Here is a 13,322-nt window from a genome sequence, read left to right as displayed (position 1 = left end):
GTCAAGCTGTTAGATACCGCCGAAGGCGGCATCTAACTGGCGCATAAGCACTTCAATCAGCAAGCTTGGGCGTTGTGCAGACGCGCCTCCGCCGTCTGTGACGTGAGTGCAAACAACTCGGCAAACTGATCCGGAGCCGCCGGCAACGCAGGCCACGACCATGCGGCGCAGGTCATCGGGTAACTCGTCTATCGAACGTTCAAGGGCGTCTCGGATTGTACCGTCAGCCAACTAGCGTTCCTTTAGAAACTCCTTGCTTCAACCCTCGCGGCGCGCACCATCTGAGATAACCTCTCGGATGGCGCATTTTCACGGAATCTTCCCAGTTGGGCACTCGGCTCCGGACCGTCATCCCGTGCCCGCTGCGACGCGCACGGGCTGACGGTCGAGGACTAAGACGACGACTTCAGCGAATTTGTATCGATCGGCAGGCTGCGCAGGCGCTTCCCGGTCGCGGCGAAGATCGCATTTGTCACCGCAGCACTGACAATGGATGTTGGAGCTTCACCAATGCCACCTGGAGCTTCGGCATTCTTAATCAAGTGCGTCTCCACCACCGGCACCTCATCGATACGCATCGGCAGATAGCTGTCGAAATTGCTCTGCTCGACGCGCCCATCCTTGAAAGTGATTGACCCGTAGAGCGCCGCGGTCAGCCCGAAAAGCGTTCCGCCCTGAACCTGTGCTTCGATCGTATCGGGATTGACGTGCATGCCGCAATCGACCGCACAGACGATCCGCTTGACTTTGACAGAACCATCGGTCGCCACTTCGACCTCGGCGACCTGCGACAGGTAACTTCCGAACGCGAATTGTACCGAAATCCCGCGGCCATGCCGTGCGGGAAGTCGTGATCCCCACCCGGCTTTTTCCGCGGCAAGGGACAGAACAGCAAGCGCTCGCGGATTGTGACCAAGCAATCCCATGCGATAGGCGACAGGATCCTGCTTGGCGGCATGCGCGAGCTCATCCATGAAGCTTTCGACCACAAAAACATTGTGAGTCGGTCCAACGCCGCGCCAGAAAGCCGTCCGGACACCAGGGGGCTCGACCCGGACATAGTCGACGTGGATATTGGGCAGCTCATAGGGCGGCTCGGCCGCAGCTTCTACGGCATCGAAGTCTAATCCGTCCTTGAACCAATAGGGAATATAGCGAGCGGTGATTGACGAGCCGGCGATCCGATGCTTCCAGGCAACCGGCTTGCCCGCCGCATCAAGTCCGGCGGAGAGTTGATCGAAGTAGTAAGGCCGATACATATCGTGCTGGATGTCTTCCTCGCGGCTCCAGATCACCTTCACCGGGCCATCGACGTGCTTGGCGATTTTGACGGCCAGCACCGTGCCGTCGGCCTCCAGCCTTCGGCCGAAGCCACCGCCAATCAGATGATTGTGAATTTTGATCGCATCCTTTGGCAGCCCGGTGAGTTCGGCTACCACAGACTGCGTGAGCGACATCGCCTGCGTCCCGACCCAGATATCGCAACGATCCTTCTGCAGATGAACGGTACAGTTCATGGGCTCCATCGCCGCATGGGCCAGGAACGGCACCTGATAGATGGCTTCGAGCCGTTGCGCCGCTTCCGCGAGGGCCTTCTCCGCGTCACCGTCGTTACGGGCAACCACGCCCGGTTTTTTGGATTCCTCTTCCAATTGCTTGACGATGTCGGCGTTGCTGACCTTGCCATTCGGCCCGTCGTCCCAAGTGATGGCGGCAGCCTCGAGCCCCTTCTTCGCCGCACCCATGTGATCCGCCACCACGGCAACAGCTTCATCGATATTGACCACCTGCCGGACGCCCTTCACTGCCAGTGCGGCCTTCTCGTCCACCGTTTTCGCCTTGCCACCGAGCACAGGCGAAATAGCAATCGCCGCGACCTTCATACCCGGCAGTCGTGCGTCGATGCCGTAGAGCACGCGCCCATCAACCTTTATCGATGAATCCACACGCTTGGCCCGCGTGCCTATCAGGGTGAAGTCCTTCGGATCCTTCAATTTGACGTTTTCTACAGGCGGCAAAGGCAATTTCGCCGCAGCCTTCGCAAGTTCGCCGTAGCTCAGATGCCTCGAGCCGGACGCATCGAACACGGCGCCGTCAATGGCCCGGCAACTTTCCGGATCGACATTCCACCGCTTGGCGGCGGCCGCAATCAGCAGATTACGACCGACCGCCCCTGCCTGACGCAGCGGCGTCCAGAAGGCACGGACGGAGGAGGACGCACCTGTAGTTTGAATGTGCAGGAACGGGTTGGCGTAAAGCGCATCATTTGCCGGTGCGTGCTGAACCTGTATCTGGTCAAGCTTCACTTCCAGTTCTTCAGCCAGAAGCATCGAGAGCGCCGTGTAAACCCCTTGTCCCATCTCAGCCATCGGCATGATCAGGGTCACGGCGCCGGTTGGATTGATCCGTATAAATCCGTTCGGCGCGAAAGTACCCGTGACCTCGTTTTCGACCACCCGCGAAGCAGGCGCTGCGAAGACGGACTCCGTGCTTGCACCGGTCAGCGTAAAACCAAGCAACAAGCCTGCGCCGTGAAGAAAGGTGCGCCGCGACACCGCGGATTCATCGGCAATCTGCTCTCTCTGAATAAGCCCATCCATGACTTTCAAACTCCCGCAGCGTGCTTGATCGCAGCGCGGATGCGCTGATAGGTGCCACATCGGCAGACATTGCCCGACATTGCGGCGTCGATGTCGTCATCCGTTGGCTTCGGCGTGCCCTTCAGCAGTGCCGCCGCCGACATGATCTGGCCGGACTGGCAATAGCCGCACTGCACCACCTCCAGCTCCAGCCACGCCTTCTGCAAGGCCGCGCCCTGCGGCGTGTCGCCGATCGTCTCGATCGTGGTGACCGCGCTGCCGCCGATGCTGTCGACCGGTGTCTGGCAGGAGCGGACCGCCTGACCGTCGAGGTGCACGGTGCAGGCGCCACAAAGCGACTGGCCGCATCCGAACTTGGTCCCGGTCATTCCGAGCACATCGCGCAACACCCACAGCAGCGGGGTGTCGCCATCGACATCGACCTCATGGGGGGTGCCGTTGATCTTTAACGTGAAAGCCATGATTGCCTCTCTGCGGCTGGGGCTTCTAATACGCAGCCGGCCGATCTGGACGGCGGCGGCGGGCTGCATGCATCAATGGGCGCGTGTCGCTCACGAACGAATGCTGATGATCGTCTTTCCCGTGCGTCGTTCGGTCGAATTGAAGGCGGCGATGGCATCGTCGAGGGTCGAAACGTCGCCGATGTTCGTCCGCAGTCGCCCGTCACGCACCCGCTGGACGATCTCAGTCAGCTGGGCACGATCGGCCTCGACAACGAAGTCGACCGCTAGGCCGTCGACGGGCCGCGCCTCGGCCGGCCCGACGATGGTCACCAGTGTCCCTCCGGCTCGAATCAGGCCTGCGGACCGCTTCTGGATCTCGCCGCCGATGACATCAAACACCAGATCGACACCGCCGATGTCTTCGAGAACGTCGTTGTCGAGGTCGACGAACTGATGGGCGCCGAAGTCCAGCGCCTTCTGTCGGTCGGCGGCACGGCCGGTGCCGATGACATAGGCGCCGGCCTCTCGTGCGAGTTGCGTCACCATCGATCCGACCGCACCGGCCGCGCCGTGCGCGAGGACGCTCTGCCCCGCCTGAAGGCGCCCGTGCTCGAACAGTCCCTGCCACGCGGTCAGGCCGGAGATCGGCAGGCTCGCGCCCACCGTGAAGTCGACATCGCCCGGCAACGGCGCGAGATTGCGCGCCTCGATGGCTACATACTCCGCCAAGGTTCCGTCGCGATGCCAGTCGGCGAGGCCGAACACCCGCTGCCCTACCGACAATCCCGTCGTGCCGTAGCCGAGAGCGGTGACCACTCCGGACAATTCGTGCCCGGGGATCGAGGGTGTTCGATCACGGTCACGGCGATCGGTCCAGGTCGAGGGCCACGTCAGCTCAGTCGGGACGAATCCCGACGCATGAATCTGAACGATGACGTCGTTTATCGCTGCCTGCGGTTCCGGCCGCTCGGCCAGCTTCATCCCGGCCGTTCCTGCCGCCTGATCCGTTACCACGATCGCTTTCATGATAATTTTCTCCTCGGTCATTTGTTTCTTTGGTGGGAGATGTCGCACGGATGGGAAGTCCGTTGGACATCTAGTGTCAGGGGCCATACGACGTCGCCGGCCGGTCTGGACAGCGCTGGCTGGCCCGCGCACATCGATCGGCGCGTGTCGCTCATGGACGAACACGGATGATCGTCTTGCCGCTGATCCGCTTGGTCGGATTGAAAGCGGCAACGGCATCGTCGAGGGTCGCAATGTTGCCGATGTTCGTCCGCAGCCGGCCGTCACGCACCCTCTGGACGATCTGACCCAGTTGGGCGCGATCGGACACCAGAACAAAGTCGATCGTCAGGCCGTCGGCGGGCCGCGCCTCGGTCGGCCCGGCGATGGTTACCAGTGTTCCTCCGGCCCTGATCACGCCTGCGGACCGCTTTGCGATGTCACCGCCGATGACATCGAAAACCAGATCGACGCCGCCGACGTCTTCGAGAACGTCGTTGTCGAGGTCGACGAACTCGTGCACGCCGAAGTCGACCGCCTTCTGACGGTCGGCTGTGCGTCCGGTGCCGATGACGTAAGCACCGGCCTCTCTTGCGAGTTGCGTCACCATCGAACCGACTGCGCCTGCCGCGCCGTGCACGAGGATGCTCTGCCCGGCCTGAAGGCGGCCGTGCACGAATAATCCCTGCCACGCTGTCAGGCCCGGCATCGCTACGCTCGCGCCTGCCGTAAAGTCGACGTCGCCCGGCAGCGGCGCGAGGTTGCGCGCCTCGACGGCTACATATTCCGCCAAGGTGCCGCCGCGATACGAGTCCGAAAGGCCGAACACTCGCTGTCCCACCGACAGCCCCGTTGTGCCATAACCGAGGGCGGTGACCACTCCGGCCAGCTCCTGTCCGGGAATTGATGGTGTCCGGTCACGATCGAGGCGATCGGTCCAGGTCGATGGCCACGTCAGCTCACCCGAGGTGAACCCCGACGCATGAACCTGAACGACGACGTCGTTTATCGCTGCCTGCGGATCGGGGTGCTCCACCAGCTTCATCCCGGCCGTTCCCGCAGCCTGGTCCGTCACAATGATTGCCTTCATCGTCTGTCTCCTCTGTCATTTGTCTCTTTGGTGGAAAATGCGGGGACGGAAACCCCGTCGACATCTCATGCCCAGGGGCCATGGGTAACTTCCGAAAACGAAGGTGAAACAGCGCCTTGCCGGTGGTCGGCGTGACCTCGCTTCCCGAACTGCTCGGTGCGAGGCAGCGGCTTGAGCAGCGACACATCATCGACCCCGTACCCCGCTTATCGGTTCAGGGGCGGATAGCCGTGCGTGTAGATCCAGTCCGACTCTCGCGCCGGCACGTGACAGGACTGACAGTCCGTCTTGTAGTCGGTGGATGTGGTCTTCTGGGGATCAGTTGCGTCGAACCAGGCCCAACCCCAGCCGTCGCCCCAAAGCTTGTTTTCCGGAAATCGGCCGACGCTGTCTTTCACCATGACGAACCACCCGGCCAGGGTGCCGGCACTGCTTACGGTTCCGGTTGTCATATCCTGGGTAGTCGCATGGTACACTTCCTTCACGAGAACGGCGCCGTCGGGAAAGTGACCGTCCTTGCGATATGCGGCGATGGTTCCGGGCGAGGCATAGACCACGTGCAGATCCTTTGACCCCGGACCGTCTTCTTTCGCCACTGCCCAGCTGCCCAGCATCTGATAGGCGGTCCGATAGTCGGAAGGCACCTGCAGATTTCCCTTGCCGTCGACAACGGCTGCAGTCGTTCCCTCGTACTGTGAGCGTTTTTCCATCTGCCCGTAGGCAGTGGCGGCGCCGATCACGGACAATCCCGCCAGGGCGACGCCCAAGGCACCAACGATTCTCATGGCACTGTTCCCTATGCTGGTGAACCGGTAGCGTTCGTTGACCATTTCACTTGTCGCAGCGCGGGACGAAGTTTTCCAATGGCTGGCATTTATAGTTTCCATAGCAGCGGGGAATACGGACGCGACCGTCCTCATGCCCTGTTCGCCACATCCTGTCGCGTAGCCGACTCGCGCCGGTAGACTCGTTGCCGACGGCGACGCCGCCAGCTTGGAGCGGGCCGATGATTTGAGATATCGGACTAGGACCGAGCAGATTGCCGGGCAGCACGCCTCCATGATCGCGGACATGATCTACTGAGACCGGCAATAGCCGCTCCACACTCCACTGGCGTTCCGGGCCTGCCCAGAGACCTATAACCACAGGGAGTGGTTATAGGGGCACGGAAGGCCCTTTGCTAACGCACTTTCCCGCCACGTGAGTTCCGGGATGGTCCGAAGGACGAGACTCGGAACTTCGAGATTCCGGGTTCAATGCTGCGCATCGCCCCGCAACACGCCGCTCGTCACTTCGTCAGCGGGCAACCGCTTTCCTTGGCGGTGAAGAAGGCTTGATCGCCCGGCACCACCGCGAGCTGCTTGTAGTAGTCCCACGGCTTCTTCGACTCAGAGGGTTTCTTGACCTCGAACAGGTACATGTCGTGCACCATGCGACCGTTCGCCAGCACCTTGCCCTTGGCAAAGGCGTCGTCGACCGGCAGCTCTTTCAGCTTCTTGGCGACTGTCTCGGTGTCCTTGGTGCCGGCGGCTTTCACCGCCTTCAGATAGCTCAGTGTCGCCGAATACGTACCGGCATGGTTCGTGTTCGGCATGCGCCCGGTGCGCTTAAAGAAGCGTTCGGAGAAAGCGCGACTCCGGTCGTCGTGATCCCAGTAGAACCCTTCGGTCAGCATCAGGCCCTGCGCCGCGTCGAGACCGAGGCCGTGAACTTCGGAGAGCGTCATCAGGAGGCCGGCAAGCTTCTGGCCCTGCCGGAAGATGCCGAACTCGGCCGCCTGCTTGATCGAGTTGGCGGTGTCCTGGCCGGCATTGGCGAGGCCGATGATTTTCGCCTTCGAGCTCTGCGCCTGCAGCAGGAAGGAGGAGAAGTCCGACGAGTTCAGCGGCACGCGAACCGAGCCTACCACCTTGCCGCCGGCATCGGTGACGATCTCACTCGTGTCCTTTTCCAGCGCGTGGCCGAACGCGTAGTCGGCGGTGAGAAAGAACCAGGTGTCGCCGCCTGCCTTCACCAGCGCGCCGCCCGTACCGACCGCAATCGCGTGGTTGTCGTAGGCCCAGTGAAAGCTGTAGGGCGTGCATGCATCGCCGGTGATGCGCGAGGTCCCGGAGCCGACTACGATATCGATCTTCTTCTTTTCATTGGAGAGTTCCTGCACCGCCAGCGCGACCGTCGACGTCGTCAGCTCGGTGATCATGTCGACGCCGTCGGCATCATACCAGCGCCGCGCGATTGAGACGGCGAGATCGGGCTTGTTCTGGTGATCGGCGTCGACCAGCTCGACCTTGTGGCCGAGCACCTCGCCGCCGAAATCCTCGATGGCCATCCGCGCGGCTTCGACCGAATATTGGCCGCCGTAGTCGGCATAGACGCCGGACTGGTCGTTCAGAATGCCGATCTTGACACCTTGCGCCGACGCCGGCGCCGCGAGCGACAGGCTACACGCCGCGACTGTGGCGAAAAATCCTGATTTCATTCTTATGGTCTCCCTGCCGCCAATAGTGTTGTCTCTCCACGCCTGCAGCTCGTCATCCTGAGGTGCGGAGCGGAGCGCGCTTCGAAGGGTGACGGAAATAGTGTTCCGGTTTCATTGCGCATCGGCGTCACCGCGACTCACTCCGCCGCGGCCGCCGTCGTCTGGGTCGGCTTGCCCTCGTTCTTGCCTTCCGCAAGGTTGCGCACCACCATGTAGAAGATCGGCGTGAAGATCAGGCCGAACAACGTGACGCCGATCATCCCGAAGAACACGGCGACGCCGACCGCCTGGCGCATCTCCGAGCCGGAACCGGTAGACACTACCAGCGGCAGCACGCCGAGGATGAAGGCGAGCGAGGTCATGAGGATCGGCCGCAGCCGGAGGCGGCAGGCCTCGATGACAGCCTCCAGCCGCGACTTGCCCTCGAGCTCGATGTCGCGCGCGAACTCAACGATCAGGATCGCGTTCTTGGCCGCAAGCCCCACCAGCACTACGAAGCCGATCTGGGTCAGGATGTTGACGTCCTGGCCCATGATACGCACGCCGATGGTGGCTGCGAACAGGCACATCGGCACGATCAGGATCACCGCCAATGGCAGGGTCCAGCTGCCATATTGCGCCGCCAGTACCAGATAGACGAACAGCACACAGATCGGGAACACGTAGAGCGCGGCATTGCCGCCCGTCACCTGTTGAAAGGACAGATCGGTCCATTCGAAGGAAAAGCCGCTCGGCAATGTTTCGTCGGCCAGTTTCTTGATGGTGTTGAGCGCAGTCGTCGAGCTTACACCCGGTGCCGGCTCACCCAATACCTCGGACGCCGAGTAGAGATTGTAGCGCGCAACGCGATCGGGTCCCGAGATGTCATTGAAGTCCACCACGCTGCCGAGCATCACCATGTCGCCGGCGGCGTTACGAGTGCGCAGCCGCCCAAGATCCGTGGTCTCCTTGCGGAATGGCAGGTCGGCCTGCGCCGTGACGTGATAAGTGCGTCCGAACAGGTTGAAGTCGTTGACATAGGTCGAGCCAAAATAGGTCTGGATCGTATCATTGATGTTGGCGATCGGCACGCCGAGCTTCTGCGCCTTGACGCGATCGATGTCGACGAACAGCTGCGGCGTATTCGCCGTGAACGGCGAGAACACCGAGGTGAGATTCGGTGATTTACGCGCGGCCGCTACCAGTTCGTCGGTCGCGGCTGCCAGCAGCTCTGGTCCGCGCCCTTGTCGATCCTGGACGCGGATGCTGAAGCCGCCGCCTGTTCCGATACCCGGCACTGTGGGCGGTGGAATGACGATGACGGAAGCGCCCTGGATCACCGACAGTCGCTTGCGCAGTTCGGCCGTGATGGCATTCGCCGACAATCCCTTCTTCAGCCGCGCCTCCGGCTCGTCGAACACCGGAAACAGCGCCGCCGCGTTGCTCGCCTGCGTGCGCGTTGCACCGGAGAAGCCGCCGAAAGCCCCGACACGGACGATACCCGGCGTATCCAGCGCGATCCGCTCGATTTCGCGCACCACCGCAGTGGTCCGCGCCAGCGACGCGGCGCCTGGCAATTGCGCCGAGATGATGACGTAACCGCGATCCTGCGCGGGAATGAAGCCCTGCGAGGTGGTGGCGAGCAGCCAGCCGGCGCTGCCGATCAGCGCGAAATAGATCACAAGCATCACCACCGTATGCCGGATCATGAAGTCGGCGGCGGCCGCGTAGCCGTGCGCCAGGCGATCGAAGGTGCGGTTGAACAGCCCGGTGAAATTGTCCCAGCCGCGCGCAATGATGTTCCAGCGTGCCGGCGGACGTTTCTCCTGGTGCGGCATCAGAATCTGCGAGGCGAGCGCCGGCGACAACGTCAGCGAGCAAAAGCACGAGATCGCGGTCGCGACCGCGATGGTCACGGCGAATTGCTGGAAGAACTGTCCGGAAATGCCGCCCAGGAAGGCTGTGGGCACGAAAACCGCGCACAGCACCAGCGCGATCGAGACCAGCGCGCCGCCGACCTCCTCCATGGTCTTGAGCGCCGCCTCGCGCCGGCTCATACCGTGCTGGAGATGTCGCTCGACATTCTCGACAACCACGATGGCGTCGTCGACCACGATGCCGACAGCGAGAACCAGACCGAACAGCGTCAAATTATTGATCGAGAATCCGAGCGCGGCCATAACCGCGAAAGTGCCTACCAGCGAAACCGGGATCGCGATGATCGGGATGATCGCCGGCCGCCAGCCCTGCAAAAACACCAGCACCACGATGACGACGAGCACCATCGCCTCGTAGATCGTCTTGATCAGCTCATGGACCGATTGGGCGATAAATTCAGTGGGGTTGTAGCCGATATTGTAGTCGAGCCCCTTCGGGAAGCTCGTCTTGAGCTGCTCCATCGTGTCGGAGATATGCTTCGCCGTGGCGAGCGCGTTCGATCCGGGCCGTTGTGTCACCACCAGGGCGACGGCCGACTTGCGCAGCAGGAAGCTGCTGGTGGCGTAGGACAGCGCACCGAGTTCGACGCGGGCGACGTCGCGCAGGCGCACTGTACGGCCATCGGAGCCGGCCTTCACCACGATGTCCTCGAACTGCTTGATATCTTTGAGGCGGCCAGTGAAGACGAGGTTCGGCTGGAATGCCCGATCTTCGATCGGCGGCTCCGCGATCCGTCCGCCAGCGATCTGCAGGTTCTGCGCGCGGATCGCTGCCAGCACCTCGCTCGATGTCAGACCGAGATTGGCGATCCGGTCGGGATCGAGCCACAACCGCATCGAGTAGTCGCGCGCGCCAAACATCTGGATGTCGCCGACGCCGTCGATCCGCGAAAGCTGATCGCGGACCTGCAGCAGCGCGTAGTTGGAGATGTAGAGCTGATCGAACGTGTCGTCGGGCGATAGCATAAACACGACCATCAGGATGTCGGGCGAGTTCTTCTGGGTGACGACGCCGTTGCGCTGCACCTCCTCGGGAAGCCGCGGCTGCGCGATCGCGACGCGGTTCTGCACCAACACCTGCGCCTTGTCGAGATCGGTGCCGAGCTTGAAGGTGACGGTGATGGTGAGCTGGCCGTTCGAGGTCGCCTGGCTGTAGAGATACAGCATGTCCTCGACCCCGTTGATCTCCTGCTCGATCGGGGCCGCGACGGTGTCGGCTACGGTCTGCGCCGAGGCGCCCGGATATTGCGTGGTGACGGTAACGGTCGGCGGCACCACCTGCGGATATTCCGAGACCGGCAGCGTCGGGTAAGCGATCGCGCCAACGATCAAGAGCACGATCGACAGCACCATCGCGAGGATGGGCTGGTTGATGGAGAGCCTTCCGAGATTCATGGCTTGGCACCTGCCGTAGGCTTGTCGCCTGCCGACGCCTTGTCACCTGCTGGGGATTTGGCCATTTGCGGCGTCACCTTGGCCCCGACTCGGGCGCGCTGAAGCCCGTCGACGATCACGCGATCCTCGGCCTTGAGGCCCTCGCGAATCACGCGCAGCCCTTCATCGAGCGGTCCGAGCACGACCGGCCTTGCCTCCACCGTGTTGTCTTCCTTAACCACGAACACGATCTTGCGCGACTGGTCGGTGGCAACGGCGGTGTCCGGGATCAGCAGCGCCTCGTAGGGCGAGGAGCCGATGATCCGAACCCGGCCGAATTGGCCAGGCAGGATCGAGAGATCCTTGTTCGGGATGATCGCGCGGCTGCGCAGCGTCGCGGTCGAGGCGTCCAGCCGATTGTCAAGGAAGTCCATCTCCCCCTCATGCGAGGGTTTTGTCTCGCCAGTCAGCGTCACCTGCACCGGGTTCGACGTGTCGCGCGAGCTCCGCCGCAGGCCTTCGGACCACAGTCGGCTGTTGCGCTGATAGGTCGCCTCGTCGACGTCAAAATAGATGTAGATCGGATCGAGCGATACAATCGAAGTCAATAGTGTCGCGCCGCCCTCGCTGCCCTGCACGAGATTGCCCGGGGTCACCAGATGGCGGCTGACGCGGCCGGCGATGGGTGCCACCACATGGGAGAATTCGACATTGAGCTGGGCAGCCTTCAGCGCGCCCTTGGCCTGAGTCTCGGCGGCACGCGCCGCCTGCAGCGCCTGACGGCGCTGATCGACGGCTTGTTCGGTGACCGCGCTGCTGGTCTGCACGAGGTTCAGGCTGCGTTCGAGATCGCGCTTGGCAAGCTCCCCCTTGCCGCGCGCGTCGGCGAGCTGCCCCTCGGCTTGCAACGCGACCGCCTCGAAAGGGCGCGGATCGATGGTGTAAAGCAAATCGCCGGCACGGACGATCGCACCATCCTTGAACTCTACGCTGTTGACGAAGCCGCCGACGCGAGCACGGACATCAACCTCCTGAATCGCCTCGAAGCGACCGGTGAACTCGTCCCAGTCGGTGACGGTCCGTTTGACCGGTTGCGCCACCGTCACCGGCGGCGGAGGCGGGGCCGCCTGCGATTGCGCCTTCTCCTCACAGCCAGCGAGTGTGAGCGCGAGCAGGATACCGATCGGTGCGCCGCCGCATCGCGCAAGGCGGCGAACCGAACCGCGATTGCACCGGGTCTCCGGAGACGAATACCCCATTCTATCAGTCGCACTCACTTCCGTCTCCCCAAGGACTTGATTGTTACAATTGAATTGGACGGGTCGGCACTGTTGCCGTCGACCGGCCCCGATACAGGCACCATGATAATTCGCACCGGCGTTCTGACGCCGACCCTGGTACTTGATTTCAATGGCTCTCTTGGACAGAGCGCTCGACCTGGCCGAGTACTGCGTGCCGCATTCGGTCGATGATCAGTTGCCTTTCCTCGACCTCCGTCCGGCGCTCCAACAGCCGCGGCCCAGAATTTGACCGCGGCAGGGAGGCTTTCGATGTCGTGCGGAACCGTCTGGGGGCCCACGTCTTGTGTCAGCAGGGCGGCACGGGAGCTCAGCGATAAGTTGCGGCACGGCACGCCGGTAATCTCACAGTCTCTGCCAATCGGAGGCATCTCGACCCTCCTCGCGACGAGGGCGACGTCGCTATCAAGGGATGATCGATGCCGGATTACGGCATCGAGAATCCGGCCCTGTTCGACCAACACACCTGCAGTGCCCGCAAGAACGGCGGCAGCATTCGTAAATAGGGTAACTTCGCTAATCCCACCGCCGAAAGGCGTGACCACTTCGATCACGTCGTCGCTTTGCATATCGACCTTCCTGGCTTCTCATTCTGTGTCGTGTTCCGCGTGTCGGTTTCGGTACCGAAAGTCTCGATACGACAATGCTTTGGAACATGACCTTGCAACGCAAGCGAGGGAAATCATCTCTCGCCATGAAGTCGATAAACGATGGTTATTACCACTCGCGTGGCTACGTGCCGATCGATATTGCCGCCGTGTTCCTTGCAGAAACGTCGAAGCGGATCGCTTCGCGCTTCCCATCGCTCTGGGTGCGCCCCATCGAGCGCAATTTCCTGGATGTGTTTGAGGTTCCGTTTGATGGCTCCGGCGGCGGCAGGGCGGGATTTTTTCCGGGCTCGACAATGGGGAATTTGAACACGATCGAGGCGCAGGCTTTGCTTGCGCAGCGGCTTGCTGCAGAGGCTTGGCAGGATGCGGACGCGTTATTCGGCCTGTTCGGGCTCATTCGCTGCTGAGCGGCGATCGTCGGATTGTAATTCATCGAATTGGGGCGGCGAAAAAGGACCCTTTGCTGCCCATTCATGCGTTGACTGAAATTATCATATTTGGGCGGG

At 62.1% G+C, this 13,322-nt stretch carries 9 protein-coding genes; 1 reads left to right on the top strand and 8 read right to left on the bottom strand.

The features are described from left to right. Nucleotides 1–392: 392 nt before the first annotated feature. The 8 genes from FKV68_RS21475 to FKV68_RS21440 all read right to left on the bottom strand — a co-directional run bounded on the left by FKV68_RS21475 (nucleotide 393) and on the right by FKV68_RS21440 (nucleotide 12,166). Nucleotides 393–2,600, bottom strand: coding sequence for a xanthine dehydrogenase family protein molybdopterin-binding subunit (locus FKV68_RS21475; RefSeq protein WP_180941657.1), 2,208 nt, complete (start codon nucleotides 2,598–2,600; stop codon nucleotides 393–395). 5 nt (nucleotides 2,601–2,605) lie between these two features. Continuing rightward, entirely contained in the window at nucleotides 2,606–3,061 is a 456-nt protein-coding gene (locus FKV68_RS21470; RefSeq protein WP_180941656.1) for a (2Fe-2S)-binding protein, read from the bottom strand. 90 nt (nucleotides 3,062–3,151) lie between these two features. Further along, entirely contained in the window at nucleotides 3,152–4,069 is a 918-nt protein-coding gene (locus FKV68_RS21465) for an NADP-dependent oxidoreductase (protein WP_180941655.1), read from the bottom strand. Nucleotides 4,070–4,220: 151 nt separating this feature from the next. After that, nucleotides 4,221–5,138 carry an NADP-dependent oxidoreductase gene (locus FKV68_RS21460; RefSeq protein ID WP_180941654.1) on the bottom strand — a complete coding sequence of 306 codons (918 nt, stop codon included), beginning with the start codon at nucleotides 5,136–5,138 and terminating at the stop codon, nucleotides 4,221–4,223. 206 nt (nucleotides 5,139–5,344) lie between these two features. Continuing rightward, nucleotides 5,345–5,968, bottom strand: coding sequence for a cytochrome P460 family protein (locus FKV68_RS21455; RefSeq protein WP_246452641.1), 624 nt, complete (start codon nucleotides 5,966–5,968; stop codon nucleotides 5,345–5,347). A 458-nt stretch (nucleotides 5,969–6,426) separates the two neighbouring features. Beyond that, nucleotides 6,427–7,617, bottom strand: coding sequence for an ABC transporter substrate-binding protein (locus FKV68_RS21450; protein WP_180941653.1), 1,191 nt, complete (start codon nucleotides 7,615–7,617; stop codon nucleotides 6,427–6,429). A 137-nt stretch (nucleotides 7,618–7,754) separates the two neighbouring features. Beyond that, nucleotides 7,755–10,928 (bottom strand): efflux RND transporter permease subunit, encoded by a 3,174-nt coding sequence (locus FKV68_RS21445; RefSeq protein WP_180941652.1) that lies wholly within the window; start codon nucleotides 10,926–10,928, stop codon nucleotides 7,755–7,757. Beyond that, nucleotides 10,925–12,166 (bottom strand): efflux RND transporter periplasmic adaptor subunit, encoded by a 1,242-nt coding sequence (locus FKV68_RS21440; RefSeq protein WP_180941950.1) that lies wholly within the window; start codon nucleotides 12,164–12,166, stop codon nucleotides 10,925–10,927. The genes FKV68_RS21445 and FKV68_RS21440 overlap by 4 nt, the downstream gene beginning before the upstream one ends. A 682-nt stretch (nucleotides 12,167–12,848) precedes the next feature. Between FKV68_RS21440 and FKV68_RS33235 the strand changes: the two genes are divergently transcribed. After that, a complete protein-coding gene (locus FKV68_RS33235; RefSeq protein ID WP_245182061.1) occupies nucleotides 12,849–13,223 on the top strand; it encodes an L-histidine N(alpha)-methyltransferase in 375 nt (124 codons plus the stop codon). Nucleotides 13,224–13,322: the final 99 nt, after the last annotated feature.

Origin of the sequence: Sinorhizobium mexicanum, from assembly GCF_013488225.1 — a bacterium.
GTDB lineage: Bacteria > Pseudomonadota > Alphaproteobacteria > Rhizobiales > Rhizobiaceae > Sinorhizobium > Sinorhizobium mexicanum.
Note: the sequence above shows the minus strand (reverse complement) of the source record. Positions and strands in the feature narration are given on the sequence as shown.

Bases quoted from the DNA above. Each gene is read 5' to 3' on its own strand.
- FKV68_RS21475 (WP_180941657.1), bottom strand. From the start codon at position 2,600: ATGGATGGGCTTATTCAGAGAGAGCAGATTGCCGATGAATCCGCGGTG.
- FKV68_RS21470 (WP_180941656.1), bottom strand. From the start codon at position 3,061: ATGGCTTTCACGTTAAAGATCAACGGCACCCCCCATGAGGTCGATGTC.
- FKV68_RS21465 (WP_180941655.1), bottom strand. From the start codon at position 4,069: ATGAAAGCGATCGTGGTAACGGATCAGGCGGCAGGAACGGCCGGGATG.
- FKV68_RS21460 (WP_180941654.1), bottom strand. From the start codon at position 5,138: ATGAAGGCAATCATTGTGACGGACCAGGCTGCGGGAACGGCCGGGATG.
- FKV68_RS21455 (WP_246452641.1), bottom strand. From the start codon at position 5,968: ATGGTCAACGAACGCTACCGGTTCACCAGCATAGGGAACAGTGCCATG.
- FKV68_RS21450 (WP_180941653.1), bottom strand. From the start codon at position 7,617: ATGAAATCAGGATTTTTCGCCACAGTCGCGGCGTGTAGCCTGTCGCTC.
- FKV68_RS21445 (WP_180941652.1), bottom strand. From the start codon at position 10,928: ATGAATCTCGGAAGGCTCTCCATCAACCAGCCCATCCTCGCGATGGTG.
- FKV68_RS21440 (WP_180941950.1), bottom strand. From the start codon at position 12,166: ATGGGGTATTCGTCTCCGGAGACCCGGTGCAATCGCGGTTCGGTTCGC.
- FKV68_RS33235 (WP_245182061.1), top strand. From the start codon at position 12,849: ATGCTTTGGAACATGACCTTGCAACGCAAGCGAGGGAAATCATCTCTC.